The sequence below is a fragment of the Pantoea septica genome, from assembly GCF_002095575.1.
GTDB classification, from domain to species: Bacteria; Pseudomonadota; Gammaproteobacteria; order Enterobacterales; family Enterobacteriaceae; genus Pantoea; species Pantoea septica.
The window spans coordinates 38,851-58,080 of record NZ_MLJJ01000002.1 but is presented as its reverse complement, the minus strand read 5'-3'; the positions used below and the strand labels follow the sequence as shown (position 1 = coordinate 58,080).

Below are 19,230 nucleotides of genomic sequence, written 5' to 3'. Positions count from 1 at the left end.
TGTTAGGTTGCTGTTAATACGGTTAGGATATGCGCCAAAAGATTCTCTCCTGGGGCAGGCAATATTCATTCTGACTGGCTGAGCTAACACTGTTGTTGACGTTGATAGATGGTGTATCAAGAACATAATTTCGTACAACGGTTAAGCGCCACACACCGCGCTTTTTAGCCAGCCTGAATACCCGCGTACGCCCCGTTTTCTATTTGTTGGCAAATTTTAGGTAGCGAAACATGCAGACCCCACACATTCTTATCGTTGAAGACGAACTGGTCACGCGCAACACCCTCAAGAGCATTTTTGAGGCAGAAGGTTATGTCGTGTATGAGGCAACCGACGGCGCTGAAATGCATCAGGTATTGACCGAAAACGACGTCAACCTGGTGATCATGGATATTAACCTGCCAGGTAAAAACGGCCTGTTGCTGGCGCGCGAGCTGCGCGAGCAGGCAAACGTGGCGCTGATGTTCCTGACCGGTCGTGATAATGAAGTGGACAAAATCCTTGGTCTGGAGATCGGCGCGGACGATTACATCACCAAACCTTTCAACCCGCGTGAGCTGACCATCCGCGCGCGCAATCTGCTGTCGCGCACCATGAATCTGGCGATGCCGAACGAAGAGCGCCGTCAGGTGGAAAGCTATAAGTTCAACGGCTGGGAGCTGGATATCAACAGCCGCTCGCTGATTAGCCCTAACGGCGAACAGTATAAGCTGCCGCGCAGCGAGTTCCGCGCCATGCTGCACTTCTGCGAAAACCCGGGCAAAATTCAGACCCGTGCCGATCTGCTGAAGAAGATGACCGGCCGCGAGCTGAAGCCGCACGATCGCACCGTCGACGTGACCATTCGTCGCATCCGCAAGCACTTTGAATCTACGCCGGATACGCCGGAGATCATCGCCACCATTCATGGCGAAGGCTACCGCTTCTGCGGCGACCTGCACGAATAATTGACGACACCCTGTTGTCCCCAGGCAGACGGCTGAGAGGGTTAGCGCAGATAAGACGGACGGGACGGCAAGGCAGAGCGTCCCGCGCCATGGATAAAAGCGCGTTGGCCCGTCAAGGATGCCGCTTTTTGCGTCTTTGCGATCGGACCGTCTCACCTGCATCAGCACAGTAAAAAACGCCCCGAAGGGCGTTTTTTTATTCCCGCCACGGCATAATCGGCACCGCGCTCAGCGCATTTTTCGGCGATCCCTCAACCACCCTGTCAGAGTAACTCAGGTAGATCAGCGCATGGCGCTTCTGATCGAAGAAACGCACCACCTGCAGCTTTTTAAACACCAGCGAGGTCCGCTTTTTGAACACCACGTCGCCCTGCGCCTTGCCGCTGGCGATAGCATCGCTCAGTTCGACCGGTCCGACCTGCTGGCAGGAGATCGCCGCATCGGCGGTATCCTCGGCCAGCCCCAGGCCGCCCTTAATGCCGCCGGTTTTCGCTCGACTGATATAACAGGTTACATTTTTTACATCCGGATCGTCGAACGCCTCCACCACGATCTTATGGTCGGGCCCAAACATCTTGAATACCGTATCTACCGAGCCGATCTCTTCGGCCAGAACCGGCGACGCCAGCAGCAGCGTAGCGAATGAAGCAGCGAAAAAGCGAGATATTGTCATAGCGTTACCATTGCAAACCTAATAGACGAGCATGTAATGTACTGGCAATTGGCCGCGTTGACCAAACCAGAACCGGTTTTATCCCACATTGACATGGCACAATCTCCCAACAAAACTGCCCACGCCTGATGTGCAATTAGTGCTATTATTCGGCGACTGCGTTAGTCGCACCCAGAGAGAATGAGGATGTTTTATGGACCAAGCCGGTATCATTCGAGATTTGCTTGTCTGGCTGGAGAGCCATCTGGATCAGCCCCTTTCACTGGACAACGTTGCCCTGAAAGCAGGTTATTCTAAATGGCATTTACAACGGATGTTCAAAGACGTAACGGGCCATGCGATTGGCGCCTATATTCGCGCTCGCCGCCTGTCTAAAGCGGCCGTGGCGCTGCGCCTGACCAGTCGCCCGATTCTGGACATCGCCCTGCAATACCGATTCGATTCTCAGCAGACCTTTACCCGCGCCTTTAAAAAGCAGTTTAACCAGACGCCCGCGTGGTACCGTCGCTCCTCGGAATGGAATTCGTTCGGCATTCGTCCGCCGATTCGCCTCGACGACAACAGCATGCCGGAGTCCACCTTCGTCACCCTGCCGGAAACCGTGCTGGTCGGGCAAACCCAAACCTATAGCTGCACCCTGGAGCAGATTTCCAGCTACCGCGACGAGATGCGCATCCACTTCTGGAAGCAGTTCCTGCTCGAAACCGACACCGTTCCGCCGGTGCTTTACGGCCTGCATCAGGTGCGCGCCAGCCAGGAGAAGGATGACGAGCAGGAGATCCTTTACACCACCGCCGTGCCGTCCGATCAGGCGGTTAACCTGCACTCCGGCCAGAGCGTACTGCTGGAAGCGGGCGACTACGTGCAGTTCACCTATAACGGCCCGCGCAACGAGCTGCAGGAATTTATTCTGCTGCTCTACGGCACCTGCATGCCGACGCTCGGCCTGACGCGCCGTCAGGGTCAGGATATCGAACGCTTCTACACCCATGGCGGCAAGAAGCGCCCCGAGCCGCCGAAAGAGATCCGCTGCGAGTACCTTATCCCGATTCGCCGCCAGCAGGCGAGCTGACCGTTAAGATGCCGTCATTACGACGGCATTTTTTTTAGCGCTGCAGCTCATCCAGCGCGGGCGCGTCCAGATGCGAAATATCGCCCGCCGTTTCTACCACCCAGCCTTCCGCCAGCCAGGCGCTCTGCTGGTGATCGACGCGCGAGATAGAGCAGTTGCGCAGGCGCAGACGGCGCTCCGCATGGGCCGGCAGGCCAAGAATAGTGCTAATCAGCACGCCGAGCGCCATACCGTGACTCACCAGCAGCGGTCGGCTGCCGGCGGGCAGCGCCAGACAGGCGTTCAGCGCCTCGTGCATGCGCGCCGCCATCTCCGCCATCGATTCGCCCTGCGGAATGCGGCCGTCTACAGTGCCGTCCACCAGCGCGCTGCGCCAGCGCTCTTCCTCTTCGGTTAGCCCGTCCAGCGGACGCTTCTCCAGCACGCCCATATTCAGCTCGCGCAGGCGCGGCTCCAGCGTCACCGTACAGCCGCAGGCGTCGGCGATGATCTCGGCGGTGCGCTGCGTGCGGCCCAGATCGCTGGCGATAACATGAGTAATGCCAAGATGTTTTACGCGCTCGCCCACCTGGTGGGCCTGTTGCTCTCCTTTCTCCGTCAGCGGACTGTCGGATTGTCCCTGAATGCGGCGCTGCGCATTCCATACCGTTTCACCGTGACGAACAAGATAGACCTGTAGCATGCTGAGTTTCCGTTATACTGCGACAAATTTGCCTAAGGGGTTCAATAGATTATGTACCAGGTTATCGCAGCCACCATCAATCCGGCAAAAATTCGCGCAATCTCTCAGGCGTTCAACGACGTTTTCGGCGCAGGATCCTGCCATATTCGCGGGGTCGAGGTCGATAGCGGCGTCGCGGCGCAGCCCCTGAGCGATGCGGAAACGCGAACCGGCGCACGCCAGCGCGTCGCCAATGCGCGCCAGGCCGTGCCGGAAGCGGATTTTTGGGTGGCGATTGAGGCCGGTATTGAAGGGGATTGCGCCTTCGCCTGGATGGTGGTCGAGAACGCCGACCAGCGCGGCGAGTCGCGTTCCGCCAGCTTTACGCTGCCGCCGGTGGTGCTGGCGGGCCTACGCGCCGGACGCGAGCTGGGCGACGAGATGGCGCGGCTGACCGGCGTGGAGAATATCAAACACAAAGGCGGCGCTATCGGCGCCTTTACGCAGGGGCTGCTGACGCGCTCCAGCGTCTATCACCAGGCGCTTATCCTGGCGCTCTGCCCTTTTACTCATCCGCTTTATCAGCGCTGAGATCGCCGCGCCCCAGCTGCGCCTCCAGCCAGCGTCGCAGTTCAGGCGGCGCTTCTTTCAGGCTGTTCGAGCCGCGGGTAATGGTGGCGATGCCGACGCCTAGCTCGTTTTTCAGCTCGCGCTGGCTCATCGCGCCGTTCATCAGCTCTTCGACGATGCGCAGGCGCGTGCCGAGCGCTTCGCGCTCGTCCGGCGTCAGCATCAGCTGCAGCAAAGGCAGCGCCACGTCATCGGCGTAAGCCTGCTGCATCAGCGCGGTAAAGCGCCGCCAGTTATCTTCAGAAAGGGAATGTTGCGCCGACCGGGCGGGAGATTGCGTCATCAAACAGGCTTCCGTACTCACTAACGAGTACGGAAGCATAGCACGCTAGTAGCGGCGGTTCCACTCGCTGTCCGACAGCACCTTATCCGGTTCGCCCATAAAGTGGCGATAGTAGGCGTCATAGGCCAGCACGTTTTTCACGTAGCCGCGCGTTTCGGAGAAGGGAATGGTCTCGATAAAGGCGACCGCATCGAGTTTGCCCGCGCTGACGTTTTGCCAGCTACGCACGCGCCCCGGTCCAGCATTGTAGGCCGCGGAGGCGAAAATGCGGTTCTGCCCGAACTGCTGATAAACATACTCCAGATACTGGGTGCCGATCTGAATATTGGTTTGCGGATCGAGCAGCTGGTTGCTGTTCATATAGCCCGGAATGTTATACATCTTCACGGTGTGGGCCGCCGTCGCCGGCATCACCTGCATCAGGCCGCTGGCGCCGACCGGTGAACGCGCTTTCGGGTTCCAGGCGCTCTCCTGACGGGAGATCGCCATGGCGTAACTCGGCCCAATGCCTTTGTCGCGGGTATTGCTCTTATAGAAACTCTCCCACGCCAGCGGGAAACGCTCTTTCAGGCTGTCCCACATCTTCGCCGTGATAGTCGCCTGCACGCTGAGATCCCACCAGTCCTGCTCGTTGGCGTAGCGCGCCAGCATCTGCTGCTGCGTGTGGTTTTTGCTGGCGATGAGGTTGGCCCACTCGCTGCGCGCCAGGTTGTCCAGCCCCCAGTACATCAGCTCGCGCACGCGCGCCAGTTCCGGCCCCTGCACCGTCGCGCTGTCGGGCTTAGGCGCCTCGTCGATCTGCAGCGGATATTTCACGCCCAGCCGCTGCGCAGCCACCATCGGGTAGAAGCCGCGCGCCTGCATCAGCTTATGCAGGATCTCGTCCGCCTCTTCTTTACGCCCCTGCGAATAGAGCAGATCGGCCTGCCAGTACTGCCATTCGTCTTTCTCTTTCGCCTCGAGCGGCAGACGGGCGATCCAGGTATTCAGGCCGCGGCGATCGTTCTGCGACAGCGCCAGACGCACGCGGCGTTCGATCAGCGCCGTAGACTGGCTGTTCATCACCACGGCATCGCGCCAGCGCGCCTGCTCCGAGGTTAAATCGCTGCCCATCATGCGCCAGACCACGATCTCTTTCAGCGCCTGCTCGTCGTCCGCCTCCATCTTCTGGCCGCGCACCAGCAGCGGGATCATGCTGCGCGCATTCTCCATATCGGCGCGCGCAACGCGGGTAAAGGCGTAAATCGTCGCCTGGCGGGTAAAATCGGTCGGCCCGACGCTCTGGGCGAAATTCACCACCGTCTGCGGATCGTTCTGCAAGGCGAGCACGCCCGTGGCGATGGTCTGATAATCTTCCGGCAGGCTTTTCGCCAGGAAGCTCACCAGGCTGTCGTTGCCCGCCTTCATCGCGAGGCGAATGCGTTCCAGTACGGTAATCGGCGACATCTGGCCGGAGGATTGCCAGACCGAGAAGAGGCGATCGCAGTCGTTCGGCAGCGCGGTGCCGCGCAGCCAGATCGCTTTCGCGCCCTCAAAAGCCTGCTGCTGCGCGCCCGTCGCCCATTTGGCGTAGAGCCAGTTGCAGCGCGCCTGTACCGGCGTCGGCGCTTCCGGGCTAAAACTCAGAATGCCCTGCCAGTCCTGGCGGTGCGCCAGCACGTTGACGAAGCGGGTTTTCAGCGAGCGCGCCGGCGGCAACGTCGGATATTGCTGGATAAAGTTGTTAACGGCGAGCGGCGTTTCCTGATCGAGATCCTGCGCCAGCAGGCGGTACTGCAGGTAAGGGTATAACGGATAATCACGCAGCGTCGGCAGCAGCTGCTCCACCGTCGCCATCTGGTTGCTGTCCCACGCCTGTTTAATCTGTTGATAACGTTCTCGCTGCTGATCCAGCGAGTCTGCCCACGCGCTGCTGGCCGCCCCGGCCAGACAGATCCCTATCATCCAGTTACGCCACTTCTCCACGAAAATCTCCTCTGTTGCTGCTCTCCGGCTGCGTGCCAGGCATTCTTCATGCTAACCAGGGGAACCGGCTCTTGCCATGTTCTTCACAAAATTTACGCAGCGCGACGCACAGGCCGGCTAAAACCGAGTTGCTGGCTGGAGCGCGACAATGAGATTCTGTTAAAAAGCCGTGTACAAAAAGGTGCGCATGGCGGCGTTTGCGGGGCGATCTGATTACGGGTAATATTGATCGCCTGCCGGCCTGAGCGCGCAACGCATTAAAATTGCGGCAATTATCGCTGTTCATCCTGATGCGGCCTGGCTTCCACAAGGCATCGCTTTCGGCTATCAACCACAACAGAGATCTCTATGGAAACCCGGCGCGACGAACGCATTCAGAAACTGACCCTGGCGCTAAAACGCACCGACAAGCTGCATCTGAAAGACGCCGCGCAGCTTTTAGGCGTCTCGGAGATGACCATTCGACGCGATCTAAGCGAACCGGCCTCGACCGTGGTGCTGCTGGGCGGCTATATCGTCAGCGACCCGAAAAGCCATGGCGGCCACTATTTCGTTTCGGATCAGCATGGTCAGAACGCGACGAAAAAGCAGCGCCTGGCGCAGGCCGCCGCCACCCTGATCGGCGAGAACGACACGGTGTTTTTCGACTGCGGCACCACTATTCCCTATATCGTCGACGCCCTGCCCGAGGATTTGCCTTTTACCGCCATCTGCTGCGCCATGAATACTTTTCTGGCGCTTAAAGAGAAACCGGCCTGCAACGTTATCCTGAGCGGCGGCGAGTTTCACGCCGACAACGCCCTGTTTACGCCGATCGGCGCGCACTCGATTCTTGACGACCTCTGCCCGACGCTGGCGTTTATCTCGGCGGCCGGCATCAATATTGAGCAGGGCGCGACCTGCTACAACCTCAATGAGCTGGCGATGAAACATCACGCCATGCTGCGCGCGCGCCAGCGTGTGCTGGTGGCGGACAGCAGCAAATTCGGCAAGGTGCTGCCCGCTCGCATCGGCGAACTGCGCCGCTTTGACCTGCTGGTGAGCGACAGCGCGCCGGACAGCGCGCTGGCGGAGTGGCTGGCGCAACAGCCGCTGCCGCTGCGTCTGCCCGATTCGATCTGACCCTGCCTTTTCTCTTTACGCGTAACAACGCCGCGCGCCCGGAATTATCCCGGCGCGCGGCTGGGATTAGCCAGGCAAAAAGGCTAAACTTCGTCACTAATTCACCCACCAGAATCAGAGGCTCATTACAACGTGGCTCAATTCGTCTATAGCATGCATCGCGTCGGCAAAGTGGTTCCGCCGAAGCGTCATATTCTAAAGAACATCTCCCTCAGCTTTTTCCCGGGCGCGAAAATCGGCGTGCTCGGCCTGAACGGCGCGGGTAAATCCACGCTGCTGCGCATCATGGCGGGCATCGATAAAGATATCGAAGGGGAAGCGCGTCCGCAGCCGGGCATCAAAGTGGGTTATCTGCCGCAGGAGCCGCAGCTTAACCCGGAACAGACGGTGCGCGAATCTATCGAAGAAGCGGTCTCCGAAGTGGTCGGCGCGCTGAAGCGTCTGGATGAGGTTTACGCGCTCTACGCCGAGCCGGACGCCGACTTCGACAAGCTGGCGGCCGAACAGGGTCGTCTGGAGGAGGTTATTCAGGCGCACGACGGCCATAACCTGGAAACGCAGCTGGAGCGCGCCGCCGATGCGATGCGCCTGCCGGACTGGGACGCCAAAATCGGCAACCTTTCCGGTGGTGAACGTCGCCGCGTAGCGATGTGCCGCCTGCTGCTGGAAAAACCGGATATGCTGCTGCTGGACGAACCGACCAACCACCTGGACGCCGAGTCCGTGGCCTGGCTGGAGCGCTTCCTGCACGAGTTCGAAGGCACCGTCGTGGCGATTACCCACGACCGTTACTTCCTCGACAACGTTGCGGGCTGGATCCTTGAGCTGGACCGCGGCGAAGGCATTCCGTGGGAAGGCAACTACTCCTCCTGGCTGGAGCAGAAAGATCAGCGTCTGGCGCAGGAAGCTTCTGCTGAAGCCGCCCGCCGCAAATCGATCGAGAAAGAGCTGGAGTGGGTGCGTCAGGGTACGAAGGGCCGCCAGTCTAAAGGCAAGGCGCGTCTGGCCCGCTTTGAAGAGCTGAACAGCACCGAATATCAGAAGCGTAACGAGACCAGCGAACTCTTTATTCCGCCGGGTCCGCGTCTGGGCGACAAAGTGGTCGAGGTGAAAAACCTGACCAAATCCTACGGCGACCGCGTGCTGATCGACGATCTCTCTTTCTCGGTGCCGAAAGGCGCTATCGTCGGCATTATCGGTCCGAACGGCGCGGGTAAATCGACCCTGTTCCGCATGATGACCGGTCAGGAGCAGCCCGATGCCGGCAGCATCGAGCTGGGCGAAACCGTCAAGCTGGCGTCGGTCGATCAGTTCCGCGACGCGATGGATAACTCCAAAACCGTATGGGAAGAGGTTTCTGGCGGACTGGACACCATGCGTATCGGCACCTTCGAGATGCCGAGCCGCGCCTACGTCGGCCGCTTTAACTTCAAAGGCACCGACCAGGGCAAACGCGTCGGCGAGCTCTCCGGCGGCGAGCGCGGTCGTCTGCACCTGGCGAAACTGCTGCAGGTTGGCGGCAACCTGCTGCTGCTTGACGAACCGACCAACGACCTGGATATCGAAACCCTGCGCGCGCTGGAAAACGCCCTGCTGGAGTTCCCGGGCTGCGCCATGGTGATCTCGCACGACCGCTGGTTCCTCGACCGTATCGCTACCCATATCCTCGACTATCAGGATGAGGGCAAGGTAGAGTTCTTCGAAGGCAACTTCAGCGAGTACGAAGAGTACAAGAAACGCACCCTCGGCGCGGACGCGCTGGAGCCGAAGCGTATCAAGTACAAGCGTATTACCAAGTAATCCAAAAGGCGGCAGCGATGCCGCCTTTTCTCTTTTTGTGACTGCCTGCGCCTTTTCCTGTCGCTTCGCCCAATTCTTCCCGCTATTGCCCCTTTAACCCTGGGCTGCTGCCCGATGCCGCGTTAACACCCGCTTTTTATACTCGCTGATGATCTGACCCGATCCACCTTACCGTTCCGGCAGGCTGTGATAATAATTCGCGCCGGAGGTCATCTTACGAGGTCTATGGCATGAAAATAGCTTCAATCGACGTCACGCGTATCGCCATCCCGTTTGACGCGCAGCGACGCGCGCCCGAACACCAGGAAACCACCTTTAATGCAGCCTCCTCTTCGCTGCGCCGCATGGAAACGCTGCTGGTCAAAATCACCTGCGACAACGGCCTGTGCGGCTGGGGCGAAGCCTTCGGCCATCTGGCCAATCCCGTCACTGAACAGGCGATTTGCACGCTGGTGGCGCCTGCCTTTATCGGCAAACCGCTGCCGGATTCACCAGACGCCATCGCCGCCCTGATGCAGCAGGCGGAAAAAGCGCTGCACGCCTTTGGCCGCAGCGGCCCGGTGCGCTTCGCGCTCTCCGCGGTGGATATCGCACTGTGGGACGCGCTCGGGCAGCGGCAACAAAAGCCGCTCTGGCAGCTGCTCGGCGCCGCGCGGCAGCGCATTGAGCGCTACGCCAGTCTGGTAAGCTACGACAACCAGCCCGTCGCCGTCGCCGCGCAGGTAAAACGCGCCTGGGATGAGGGCTTTACCACGCTCAAACTGCATGAAACCACCTTCGACGCCATCCAGGCCGCGCGCGACGCGCTGCCGGCGCAGGCGGAACTGCTGGTCGACGTCAACTGTCCCTGGACGCGTGAAGAGGCCGCCCAGCAGGCGCATGAGCTGCGTTCGCTGCAGCTCGGCTGGCTTGAAGAGCCGATCTGGCCGCCTGACGACTATCAGGGGCTGGCGCAGCTCAAGCGCGTCGGCGTGCCGCTGGCGGCGGGCGAAAACGTCGACGGCGACTGGGGCTTTATGCATCTGCTTGAAAACGGCGCGGTGGATGTGGCGCAGCCCAGCGTGGCGAAAGTAGGCGGCATCAGCGCGGCGCTGCGCGTGTTCGCCGCCGCGCAGCAGTACCGCGTGCGCGTGGTGCCTCACTGTTTCTATTACGGCGCCGGCCTGCTGGCGACCGCGCATCTGGTCGCGCTGCTGCCCGACGATATCAAGCTGGAAACGCCCTGGATCGATTTCGAAGCGCGCCTCTACCCCGATCTGCCGCGCGACGTCGCCTTTACCCTCTCCTCGCGCCCCGGCCTGGGCTACGCGCCGGATGAAGAGGTATTGCGCCACTACCGCCTCTCACTGAGTCAGATTACCGATAAAGGAGTCCGCCGCTATGCGTAAAAACTATCGCGTGGTGATCGCGCTGCTGCTCTTCTTCGCCGGCATGCTCAACTATCTCGACCGCGCCGCGCTCTCGGTGATGGCGCCGCTGATTAAAAGCGATCTGCATATCAACGACGCGGAGATGGGCATCCTGTTTAGCTGCTTTTTTATCGGCTACTGCGCCTTCTGCTTTCTCGGCGGCTGGGCGGCAGACCGCTTCGGCCCGCGCCGCGTCTACGCCTGGGCGGCGGGCGTCTGGTCGCTGTTTTGCGGCGCCACCGCGCTGGTCACGGGCTTTACCCATCTGCTAATCGTACGCATGCTGTTCGGCATCGGCGAAGGGCCGATGGGCACCACCACCAACAAATCGATCGCCAACTGGTTTCCCAAAAAAGAGACGGGACGCGCCGTCGGCTTTACCAACGCCGGGCAGCCGCTCGGGGCGGCGATCGCGGCGCCGGTGGTCGGGCTGGTGGGGCTGCACTACGGCTGGCGCATCGCCTTTGTCGTTATCGCCTTGCTCGGCTTTATCTGGGTGGCCTGCTGGCTCTGGCTGTTCCGCGATAAGCCGGAAGATCATCCGCGCGTCGGCCCGGTTGAACGCGAGCTGATCAGCCGTCAGCGCCCGGCGACCCAGGCCGCCGCCGCGCAGCAGCAGGATCGCCATTCCCTGTGGCGCTACGTTTTTTCGCTGCCGGTGCTGGGCGTGGCGAGCGCCTTTTTCTGCTTTAACTATATCCAGTATTTCTTTCTCTCCTGGCTGCCGAGCTATCTCACCGACTTCCAGCATCTGGATATCAAAAGCATGAGCATTATCGGCGTGCTGCCCTGGCTGGGCGCGACGGCGGGCTTTCTCGGCGGCGGCATCGTTTCCGATATGCTGTTCCGCCGCACGCAAAACTTTTTGCTGTCGCGCAAGCTGGTGATCTTCGTCGGGCTGGCGGTGGCGGCGCTGTGCGTGCTGTTAACGGCGTGGAGCCGGGATGTGGTGAGCGCGGTCACCCTGATCACGCTGGCCAGCGTGTTCGCCTATATGACGCCGCAGGCGTGCTGGTCGCTGCTGCAGGATATCGTTCCGGCGGGACGCATCGGCACCGCGGGCGGCTTTGTTCATCTGCTGGCTAATCTGGCGGGGATTCTGTCGCCGGGCATTACCGGCTTTTTGATTCAGTATGGCGGCGGCTACCATACGGCGTTTCTGCTGGCGAGCGCGCTGGCGGTGGCGGGCATGCTGCTGCTGGCGCTGCTGGTGCGGCAAAAAGGGGTTAATACGCTGCGCGCGCTGGCGGCGAACTGAAACAATAGCGGGGGCGACGCCCCCGCTTTCAGGCAGGGTTCTTGCCGTCCATCATCGCTTTCACCAGTTCGATACAGCGCAGGAAACGCGTGTCGTAATCGTACTCGCGCACGTGCACAAAGTCGACGTTGTTCTCCCGCAGCATGGTCACCAGCATTGACTGGAACTCGCGGCGATCCACCGAGCTGCCGAGGCTGCGCAGGCCGTCCGCCACCCAGGGCACGTTATTCTCCAGCAGGATCACCAGGTCGAAACGGTACTCGTCGATCAGCGCCTGCACGAAGGGATGCTCCCGGCCTTCATACTTCAGGCAGAATGCCTGGGTGGTGATGAAATCGGTATCGATAAAGGCGACCTTATTGGCGTACTTCACCGCAAAGTCGATGTACTGCGCCTGGCCGAGGGCGATCTTGTCGTAGTCGGAATATTGCAGCGCCATCTCGTCGCCGCCGAGGTGAGAGAAGACGTAGTCGCGGCCATACTCCCAGGCGCTGGTGGTGTTGAAAATGTTGGCCAGCTTGTTGACCAGCGTCGATTTGCCGCTGGATTCGCCGCCGAGCACGGCGACGGTGCGCACAAAGAAGGGCTTAACCTCGGTAGGAATATATTCCCAGTAGCGAAAGGGATCCTGACGGATCTGCGCGCCGCTAATATTCATAAAAGATCGCGCCGGATCGACCAGCACGGTACGCACGCCCAGATGCTGCTGATACATCTCCGCATCCGCGGTTTCGCTGGTATAGATGCAGTCGGGCGCGATGCCCTGATCGCTAAGAAAGGTTTTTACCCCTTCGCTCCAGACATCCCAGCCGTGCGGATAGGGCTCGATGCCCTCTTCGTTGAACGAGTGGATGCGGATGTTTTTTTGATACTTGAAGGTCTGCAGCAGCCAGCGCAGCCGATCGCTGACGGTCGGCTGCTGTGACATGGCGCTGTTCTCGAACAGCTCGCGATCGCGCGGCTCGTCGTGCCCCATAATAATATGCAGCTCGTCGACCTGGCTGCAGGCGCGCTGGATAAGGTAAATATGGCCGGTGTGCAGCGGATAGAACTTGCCGAACACCACGCCGACGGTTTTATCGCGGCGCGGAAACTCCAGACCCAAAAAGCGATGCAGCGCTTCCAGCTTTTGCGCGCTGGGACTTTTGATTTTGGCGTTGAGCAGCTGGCTCAGATAGCCCTTGGTCATCCCGCTGGCGTCGGCCACCTGCTGCAGGGTATGCCCCTGCTGGCGAATGGCGGTTTTCAAATAGTCGAACGACGTCATGCTGCCTCCTGCATGGATTGAAGTTGCCTGCGAGTTTACCCGCTCAGCCTTTAAAGCTCATCCAGTATCGCCAGCGCGTCCGCCAGTTTTTTCGCGCTATAAACCTTCATGCCGTCGACCGCTTTCTTCGGCGCGTTGCCGGCCGGCACGATGGCGCGCTTGAAGCCGTGCTTGGCCGCTTCGGAGATACGCTCCTGCCCGCTCGGCACCGGACGGATCTCGCCCGCCAGCCCGACCTCGCCGAAGATCACCAGATCCTGCGGCAGCGGACGATCGCGCAGGCTCGACACCATCGCCAGCAGCAGCGCCAGATCGGCGCTGGTTTCGGTCACTTTCACGCCGCCGACCACGTTGACGAACACATCCTGATCGGCCATCTGCAGGCCGCCGTGGCGATGCAGCACCGCCAGCAGGATCGCCAACCTGTTTTGCTCCAGTCCCACCGCGACGCGGCGCGGATTGCCCATCATCGAGTGATCCACCAGCGCCTGGATCTCCACCAGCAGCGGACGGGTGCCTTCCCATACCACCATCACGGAACTGCCGGAGGTCACCTCGTCGCCGCGCGACAGGAAGATCGCCGAGGGATTGCTGACTTCGCGCATACCCTGCTCGGTCATGGCGAACACGCCAAGTTCGTTCACCGCGCCGAAACGGTTTTTATGGCTGCGCAGCGTGCGAAAGCGCGAGTCGGCGTCGCCGTCCAGCAGCACCGAACAGTCGATGCAGTGCTCCAGCACTTTCGGACCCGCCAGCGATCCATCTTTGGTGACGTGGCCGACCATCACGATCGCCACGCCGCGCGTTTTGGCGAAGCGCGTCAGATAGGCGGCGGTTTCGCGCACCTGCGCCACGCTGCCCGGCGACGACTGAATATCCGCCATGTGCATCACCTGGATAGAGTCGATCACCATCAGCTTCGGCTCTTCCTGCTCGGCGATCTGGCAGATCTGCTCGATGCTGGTTTCCGACAGCATATTGAGGTTTTCGCTCGGCAGGCCAAGGCGGTGCGCGCGCATCGCCACCTGCTGCAGCGATTCTTCGCCGGTGACGTAGAGGGTTTTCATCTCCTGCGCCAGACGGCACATCACCTGCAGCAGCAGCGTCGATTTCCCCGCGCCGGGATTGCCGCCGATCAGGATAGCGCTGCCCGGCACCACGCCGCCGCCCAGCACGCGGTCAAACTCTTTGAAGCCGGTGGAGAAGCGCGGCAGCGCCTCCAGGCTGATTTCCGACAGCTTCTGCACCCGGCTGACGCCCGCGCTGCCGGCGTAGCCGCTCAGGCGCTCATTGCGCGCCGCCGCTGGCGACGCCGCAATACGCACTTCGGTGATGGTGTTCCAGGCGTGGCAGGCGCTGCATTGCCCCTGCCAGCGCGGATAGTCTGCGCCGCATTCGTTACAAACGAAGGCGCGTTTTGCCGCTTTGGCCAAATCAGTACCTCTAACGCTCTTCGTGAATCAAGCTGCCGCTGAGGATGCAAAATACGCCCATCAGATCGGCGTGACGGATAGTCACCTGCGTCTGCTCATTCACTTTGGGTTTAGCATGATAAGCGATACCCAGCGCCGCTGCCTTAATCATCGGCAGGTCGTTGGCGCCGTCGCCGATCGCGACGGTTTGCTCCGGCGCGATATCAAAACGCTGCGCCAGCTTCTTCAGGATATCCGCTTTGTATTGCGCGTCGACAATCGGTCCCAGCACTTCGCCGGTCAGCCTGCCGTCGCGCATTTCGAGTTCGTTGGCGGCGACGTGCGCCAGATGCAGCCTGTCGCGCAGGTATTCCGCGAACCAGGTAAAGCCGCCGGAGGCGATTGCCACCTGCCAGCCCAGCGCCTGCAGCTTCTGCACCAGCTCGGTCAGGCCCGGCATCAGCGGCAATTCGTCGCGCACCTGCTTCAGAATATTGGCGTCGGCGCCTTTGAGCGTCGCCACGCGCTGGCGCAGGCTGGCGGCGAAGTCGAGTTCGCCACGCATCGCGCGCTCGGTCACTTCCGCCACCAGCTCGCCGCTGCCCGCCAGTTTGGCGATCTCGTCGATGCACTCGATCTGAATCGCGGTGGAGTCCATGTCCATCACCAGCAGGCCCGGCGTTTTCAGATGCGGGATCTTGCCGAGCGGCGCGACGTCGAGGCCGTTCTCGTGCGCCAGCTTCGCGGCGCGCGGCGTCAGCGAACCGGCCAGACGCACCACCTGATAGTCGTCGACGCGCCAGGCGCTGACGATCACCATCGCTGCGCCTAACTGATGCTGATAATCGGTAAGCTGTTGTTTAGTCAGATCGCGACCGTACAGCAGCCAGCCGGTCCGACCGGCACGGTAGTCCAGCGGCATGACTTCGTCGCCGCTAAGGGAAAGGGGTAAACCCGGCCATTCGGAGAGTTCGGCGGGCAGGTCGCACCAGGTAAGACGGTTCGGCATCAGAGCTCCTGTAGGGGGACAACAAAACCACGCAAGAGGCTACCTTGTCTGCGCCGCTTCTGGCAACATAATCTCCTGGTTTCTGTTGTGACGTGACACAGGTTATCGATGGCTAAAAGGGCACTGAAATTTCGCTTACATCGCACGGTGATTGTGCTGATCTCGCTGGCGCTGTTGGTCGTTCTGATGCAGGGCGCCTCCTGGTTTAGCCTTGGCCATCAGATGGCGCGCTCCGAGCAGGTCGAAGAGCTGGCGCAGACCCTGACGAAGCAGGTCGCCTTTAGCCTGTCGCCGCTGATGGACAACAGCGACGATAACCGCAGCCAGATCGAAGCCATCCTCAATCAGATGACCACCAACAGCCGCATTCTCGACGCCTCGGTTTACGCCGACGACGGCAGCCTGGTGGCGCACAGCGGCGAAAACATCAACGTGCGCGATCGCCTGGCGCTCGACGGCAAGCGCGCCGGCAGCTACTTCAACCATCAGCTGGTAGAGCCGCTCGGCAACAGCGACGGCCCGCTCGGCTTTCTGCGCGTGACGCTGGATACCCATGTGCTGGTCACCGAGTCGCGTCAGGTCGACAACACCACCAATATTCTGCGCCTGATGATGCTGCTGGCGCTGGCCATCGGCATTATTCTGTCGCGCACGCTGCTGCGCGATCGCCGCACTCGCTGGCAGCAGTCGCCGTTTCTGTTGACCGCCAGCACGCCAGTAAAAGAGGATGGCGACGACGAAGGCGAGAAGAAGGAATCGGTGCCTTAAGCCGCAGGCACGCCCTGTTTATCGGTTTTCGCCATTAAATATGGGGTCAACCAGCGTGTATTCAAGCAAAAGTGCAAGTCCATTCACGTCGAATGAATAGATTCATGAATAGTTTTAAATGAAAAAAAGCCCGCTTTGCGGGCTTCTTAGCTTTAAATCAGTTGCTACGGTGAATAGTTACTCAGGCGAGCAGCAGCGCCTTAAGCTCGCCCAGCGAGGTCACCGTCCAGGTGGGGCGAATCGTCTCTGGCAGCGGTCGCGTGCCGTGATCGATCCAGCAGGTTTTTAAACCGGCGTTCATGCCGCCGAGAATATCGGACTCCGGCGTATCGCCCACCATCAGCACGCGGCTGCGATCCGGATTGCCCATTTTTTCCAGCGCGTAGTCAAAAATAGCCGCGTCCGGCTTCGGCACCCCAACCTGCTCGGAGATCACCAGCGCCGAAAAGTAGTCGCGGAAGCCGGTGCGCTCCAGACGCGCCTGCTGCAGCGCGGTAAAGCCGTTGGTGATGATGCCCATCGGCACCTTGTTGTGCAACGCGTGCATCAGGCTGACCGCGCCCTCCAGCGGCATGCAAATCTCCGACATGGCGCTCAGAAAGCCGCTGTTAAGCACGTCGGGCGCTACGCTCAGCTTTTCCGCCCAGCCGGTAAAACGCCGCGTCTGAAGCTGCAGCGCGGAGATGGCGCCGTTCTGGTAATCGACCCACAGCGGCTTGTTGATCGCCTGATAGTCGGCGTAGTCCTGGTCGGTGAACTGAACGTCGTAACCGGCGAAGAGACGCTGCAGCCCGGCAAACGCATCAAAGTGAAACAGGGTGTCATCGGCATCGAACAGGATGCAATCCCAGTCTTTTAACATTACAGCTCCTTAAAAGCCTACAGCGTCAGCGCCATGATGATGGCGTCTTCACGTCCGCTGGCGGTGGGATAGTAGTTGGGGCGGCGGCTCACCTGGTGGAAGTCGAGCTGCTCGTACAGGGCGATAGCGGGATGATTGGAGGCGCGCACTTCCAGCCACAGCGTCATCACGTCGCGCTTCTCAAGCTCGGCGATAAGATGCTGCAGCAGCTGACGCCCGTAGCCGCGCCGCTGGAAAGCGGGATCGACGGCGATATTGAACAGCGACGCCTCATCCAGCACCACCTGCGTAATCGCGAAGGCGGCTATCACGCCGTCGACGTCGAGGCGATAGTTAAGAAAACGCTCGCCCTGGTTGCTGGCGAAGGTCTGTTCGCGCCACGGAAAAGCGTGGCTGCGACACTCGATGGCGAAAGCCTGGGCGGTGTCCTCAGGGGTGAGGAAAGAGATCGCTGTCATGGTTACACATCTGTTGCCAGAGCGCGCGTTTCGCCGCGCCGCTGCTGGAGAGTTCATTTAACGAGGCTGAGTGAAGCGCGACGCCGCTAAAGGGGTGCGGCCCGTCGATGCCGATCAGCCAGCCCGCGCAGTCGAGCGATTCGGGCAGCATCTGCAGCTGATCGGGCGTCAGCGCCATCACCTGGGCGGGCTGCAGGTCGAGCACGTGCAGCACGTCGCGCACCAGCGGCTCATGCAGGCCGGGCGCGACGTCGGCGACGATAATCAGCTTTGTGCCTGGCGTCAGCCGTACCGCGATTTCGCCCTTAAGCACGCGCGGGCGTCGCAGTTGATACTGCGTTATTCCCATTTGCTGTAACAGCCAGTCGCGCCTGGACGTCATGATTTACCCTTGATGTGCTGCCTGAATGCGACGCTATGCTAGCAAACCCATCGAACATGCGCCAACAAACCACTATAATCGCCGCTCTGATCTAACAGGAGCCTTTCATGTCTGCTTTTACCCCGGCCAGCGAAGTCATACTGCGCCACAGTGATGAATTTACCGCCCGCCACGTCTTGTTCGCTGGCGATATGCAGGATGACCTGCCCGCTCAGCTGGAGACCGCCTCATCGCGCGCGCATACCCAGCAGTATCATCACTGGCAAAACCTGAGTCGCCGTCTGGGCGAACGGGCGCGTTACGGTCTGGTGGCAACGCAGGAAGACGTTGAAGGGTGCGACACGCTGATCTACTACTGGCCGAAAAACAAGCCGGAAGCCTTTTTCCAGCTGACGAACCTGCTCTCCCTGCTGCCGCTGGGCTGCGACATTTTCGTCGTGGGCGAAAACCGTAGCGGCGTGCGCAGCGCCGAAGGCATGGTCGAAGAGTGGGCGACGCTGGACAAAATCGACAGCGCGCGCCGCTGCGGACTTTACCACGGCCGCCTGGAAGGCAAGCCGACGTTCGACGCCGAAAGCTTCCGCGACAGCTACGATCTCGATCCGCTGACCATCTGCACCCTGCCGGGCGTCTTCAGCCGCGACGACCTCGATATCGGCAGCGCACTGCTGCTCACCACCCTGGCGCCGCACACCAAAGGCAAAGTGCTGGATATCGGCTGCGGCACGGGCGTGCTGTCGGCGGTGCTGGCCAACCATTCGCCGAAAGTGCGTCTGACGCTGTGCGACGTGCACGCCGCGGCGATTGAGGCGAGCAAAGCGACGCTGGCGATCAACGGCTTCGAGGGCGACGTTTTCCCGAGCAACGTCTTCTCCGACGTCACCGGCCGCTTCGATCTGATCCTCTCGAATCCGCCGTTCCACGAAGGGCGCGAAACCAGCTTGGACGCGGCGCAGACCCTGATCCGCGGCGCGGTGAAGCACCTCAACACCGGCGGCGAACTGCGTATTGTGGCCAACGCCTTCCTGCCCTATCCGCAGGTGCTGGACGAAACCTTCGGCAGCCATGAAGTGCTGGCGCAAAACGGACGCTTCAAGGTTTACCGCGCCGTTTACGGCCGCGGCGCGAAAGCGCGCTAAGCAGCGGCGACGGTGAAAACGTTGCTTTTTACAGCAGTCGATTCGCCGTCGCGAAATATCTGTTGACGCCGGGTGTAAAATCTCTAGAATGCGCCTCCGTGGTTGCAATACTG

The 19,230-nt window shown here is 60.7% G+C and carries 19 protein-coding genes; 9 read left to right on the top strand and 10 right to left on the bottom strand.

The window, feature by feature from the left end; all coding sequences use genetic code 11:
• The first annotated feature begins 230 nt into the window (after positions 1 to 230).
• Positions 231 to 947 (top strand): two-component system response regulator ArcA, encoded by a 717-nt coding sequence (gene arcA / locus HA46_RS01425; protein WP_033793434.1) that lies wholly within the window; start codon positions 231 to 233, stop codon positions 945 to 947.
• A gap of 196 nt (positions 948 to 1,143) precedes the next feature.
• Here arcA and creA read toward each other — a convergent pair whose 3' ends face one another.
• Complete coding sequence (creA, locus tag HA46_RS01420; protein WP_033793433.1) at positions 1,144 to 1,620, bottom strand: protein CreA; 477 nt, start codon at positions 1,618 to 1,620, stop codon at positions 1,144 to 1,146.
• Between the two features lie 193 nt (positions 1,621 to 1,813).
• Between creA and robA the strand changes: the two genes are divergently transcribed.
• Positions 1,814 to 2,692 (top strand): MDR efflux pump AcrAB transcriptional activator RobA, encoded by an 879-nt coding sequence (robA, locus tag HA46_RS01415; protein ID WP_033749410.1) that lies wholly within the window; start codon positions 1,814 to 1,816, stop codon positions 2,690 to 2,692.
• A gap of 34 nt (positions 2,693 to 2,726) precedes the next feature.
• On the opposite strand, the gene gpmB is transcribed toward robA, so the two are convergent.
• Positions 2,727 to 3,374, bottom strand: coding sequence for a 2,3-diphosphoglycerate-dependent phosphoglycerate mutase GpmB (gene gpmB / locus HA46_RS01410; protein WP_033749409.1), 648 nt, complete (start codon positions 3,372 to 3,374; stop codon positions 2,727 to 2,729).
• A gap of 51 nt (positions 3,375 to 3,425) precedes the next feature.
• Here gpmB and yjjX point away from each other — a divergent pair, with 51 nt between their 5' ends.
• A complete protein-coding gene (gene yjjX / locus HA46_RS01405; RefSeq protein WP_033793431.1) occupies positions 3,426 to 3,944 on the top strand; it encodes an inosine/xanthosine triphosphatase in 519 nt (172 codons plus the stop codon).
• On the opposite strand, the gene trpR is transcribed toward yjjX, so the two are convergent.
• Both trpR and sltY read right to left on the bottom strand, forming a co-directional pair.
• Positions 3,919 to 4,266: a trp operon repressor gene (gene trpR / locus HA46_RS01400; RefSeq protein ID WP_033793430.1), complete on the bottom strand. Its 348-nt coding sequence runs from the start codon at positions 4,264 to 4,266 to the stop codon at positions 3,919 to 3,921. The genes yjjX and trpR overlap by 26 nt on opposite strands.
• 45 nt (positions 4,267 to 4,311) lie before the next feature.
• Positions 4,312 to 6,231, bottom strand: coding sequence for a murein transglycosylase (sltY, locus tag HA46_RS01395; RefSeq protein WP_033793429.1), 1,920 nt, complete (start codon positions 6,229 to 6,231; stop codon positions 4,312 to 4,314).
• 348 nt (positions 6,232 to 6,579) lie between these two features.
• On the opposite strand from sltY, the gene deoR reads away from it, so the two are divergent.
• From deoR to HA46_RS01375, 4 genes are all read left to right on the top strand, one after another.
• Positions 6,580 to 7,353 carry a DNA-binding transcriptional repressor DeoR gene (gene deoR, locus HA46_RS01390; RefSeq protein WP_084881961.1) on the top strand — a complete coding sequence of 258 codons (774 nt, stop codon included), beginning with the start codon at positions 6,580 to 6,582 and terminating at the stop codon, positions 7,351 to 7,353.
• 132 nt (positions 7,354 to 7,485) lie between these two features.
• A complete protein-coding gene (gene ettA, locus HA46_RS01385; RefSeq protein ID WP_033749401.1) occupies positions 7,486 to 9,153 on the top strand; it encodes an energy-dependent translational throttle protein EttA in 1,668 nt (555 codons plus the stop codon).
• Positions 9,154 to 9,383: 230 nt separating this feature from the next.
• Positions 9,384 to 10,541 carry a mandelate racemase/muconate lactonizing enzyme family protein gene (locus HA46_RS01380; RefSeq protein WP_084881960.1) on the top strand — a complete coding sequence of 386 codons (1,158 nt, stop codon included), beginning with the start codon at positions 9,384 to 9,386 and terminating at the stop codon, positions 10,539 to 10,541.
• Positions 10,534 to 11,820: an MFS transporter gene (locus tag HA46_RS01375; protein WP_084881959.1), complete on the top strand. Its 1,287-nt coding sequence runs from the start codon at positions 10,534 to 10,536 to the stop codon at positions 11,818 to 11,820. The genes HA46_RS01380 and HA46_RS01375 overlap by 8 nt, the downstream gene beginning before the upstream one ends.
• Positions 11,821 to 11,848: 28 nt before the next feature.
• Here the strand turns inward: HA46_RS01375 and nadR are convergent, their stop codons facing one another.
• The 3 genes from nadR to serB are packed head-to-tail and all read right to left on the bottom strand — an operon-like array spanning position 11,849 to position 15,508.
• Entirely contained in the window at positions 11,849 to 13,087 is a 1,239-nt protein-coding gene (gene nadR, locus HA46_RS01370) for a multifunctional transcriptional regulator/nicotinamide-nucleotide adenylyltransferase/ribosylnicotinamide kinase NadR (protein ID WP_084881958.1), read from the bottom strand.
• Between the two features lie 50 nt (positions 13,088 to 13,137).
• The gene (gene radA, locus HA46_RS01365; RefSeq protein ID WP_033749394.1) at positions 13,138 to 14,520 is read right to left on the bottom strand and encodes a DNA repair protein RadA; all 1,383 of its coding nucleotides are present in this window, start codon (positions 14,518 to 14,520) and stop codon (positions 13,138 to 13,140) included.
• A 10-nt stretch (positions 14,521 to 14,530) separates the two neighbouring features.
• Entirely contained in the window at positions 14,531 to 15,508 is a 978-nt protein-coding gene (gene serB, locus HA46_RS01360) for a phosphoserine phosphatase (RefSeq protein ID WP_033793425.1), read from the bottom strand.
• A 108-nt stretch (positions 15,509 to 15,616) separates the two neighbouring features.
• On the opposite strand from serB, the gene HA46_RS01355 reads away from it, so the two are divergent.
• The gene (locus tag HA46_RS01355) at positions 15,617 to 16,276 is read left to right on the top strand and encodes a YtjB family periplasmic protein (protein ID WP_033749392.1); all 660 of its coding nucleotides are present in this window, start codon (positions 15,617 to 15,619) and stop codon (positions 16,274 to 16,276) included.
• 181 nt (positions 16,277 to 16,457) lie between these two features.
• Here the strand turns inward: HA46_RS01355 and yjjG are convergent, their stop codons facing one another.
• Genes yjjG through HA46_RS01340 form a run of 3 tightly spaced genes read right to left on the bottom strand, consistent with a single transcriptional unit; the run spans position 16,458 to position 17,978 of the window.
• Positions 16,458 to 17,138, bottom strand: a complete 681-nt coding sequence (gene yjjG, locus HA46_RS01350) for a pyrimidine 5'-nucleotidase (protein ID WP_048780844.1) — start codon at positions 17,136 to 17,138, stop codon at positions 16,458 to 16,460.
• A gap of 17 nt (positions 17,139 to 17,155) precedes the next feature.
• Complete coding sequence (rimI, locus tag HA46_RS01345) at positions 17,156 to 17,596, bottom strand: ribosomal protein S18-alanine N-acetyltransferase (protein WP_084881957.1); 441 nt, start codon at positions 17,594 to 17,596, stop codon at positions 17,156 to 17,158.
• The gene (locus HA46_RS01340; protein WP_033793421.1) at positions 17,568 to 17,978 is read right to left on the bottom strand and encodes a DNA polymerase III subunit psi; all 411 of its coding nucleotides are present in this window, start codon (positions 17,976 to 17,978) and stop codon (positions 17,568 to 17,570) included. The genes rimI and HA46_RS01340 overlap by 29 nt, the downstream gene beginning before the upstream one ends.
• Positions 17,979 to 18,085: 107 nt before the next feature.
• Between HA46_RS01340 and rsmC the strand changes: the two genes are divergently transcribed.
• Complete coding sequence (gene rsmC, locus HA46_RS01335; RefSeq protein ID WP_033793420.1) at positions 18,086 to 19,117, top strand: 16S rRNA (guanine(1207)-N(2))-methyltransferase RsmC; 1,032 nt, start codon at positions 18,086 to 18,088, stop codon at positions 19,115 to 19,117.
• Positions 19,118 to 19,230: the final 113 nt, after the last annotated feature.

Coding starts and splice junctions, on each gene's coding strand:
- arcA (WP_033793434.1), top strand. CDS start 231: ATGCAGACCCCACACATTCTTATCGTTGAAGACGAACTGGTCACGCGC.
- creA (WP_033793433.1), bottom strand. CDS start 1,620: ATGACAATATCTCGCTTTTTCGCTGCTTCATTCGCTACGCTGCTGCTG.
- robA (WP_033749410.1), top strand. CDS start 1,814: ATGGACCAAGCCGGTATCATTCGAGATTTGCTTGTCTGGCTGGAGAGC.
- gpmB (WP_033749409.1), bottom strand. CDS start 3,374: ATGCTACAGGTCTATCTTGTTCGTCACGGTGAAACGGTATGGAATGCG.
- yjjX (WP_033793431.1), top strand. CDS start 3,426: ATGTACCAGGTTATCGCAGCCACCATCAATCCGGCAAAAATTCGCGCA.
- trpR (WP_033793430.1), bottom strand. CDS start 4,266: ATGACGCAATCTCCCGCCCGGTCGGCGCAACATTCCCTTTCTGAAGAT.
- deoR (WP_084881961.1), top strand. CDS start 6,580: ATGGAAACCCGGCGCGACGAACGCATTCAGAAACTGACCCTGGCGCTA.
- HA46_RS01380 (WP_084881960.1), top strand. CDS start 9,384: ATGAAAATAGCTTCAATCGACGTCACGCGTATCGCCATCCCGTTTGAC.
- HA46_RS01375 (WP_084881959.1), top strand. CDS start 10,534: ATGCGTAAAAACTATCGCGTGGTGATCGCGCTGCTGCTCTTCTTCGCC.
- nadR (WP_084881958.1), bottom strand. CDS start 13,087: ATGACGTCGTTCGACTATTTGAAAACCGCCATTCGCCAGCAGGGGCAT.
- serB (WP_033793425.1), bottom strand. CDS start 15,508: ATGCCGAACCGTCTTACCTGGTGCGACCTGCCCGCCGAACTCTCCGAA.
- HA46_RS01355 (WP_033749392.1), top strand. CDS start 15,617: ATGGCTAAAAGGGCACTGAAATTTCGCTTACATCGCACGGTGATTGTG.
- yjjG (WP_048780844.1), bottom strand. CDS start 17,138: ATGTTAAAAGACTGGGATTGCATCCTGTTCGATGCCGATGACACCCTG.
- rimI (WP_084881957.1), bottom strand. CDS start 17,596: ATGACAGCGATCTCTTTCCTCACCCCTGAGGACACCGCCCAGGCTTTC.
- HA46_RS01340 (WP_033793421.1), bottom strand. CDS start 17,978: ATGACGTCCAGGCGCGACTGGCTGTTACAGCAAATGGGAATAACGCAG.
- rsmC (WP_033793420.1), top strand. CDS start 18,086: ATGTCTGCTTTTACCCCGGCCAGCGAAGTCATACTGCGCCACAGTGAT.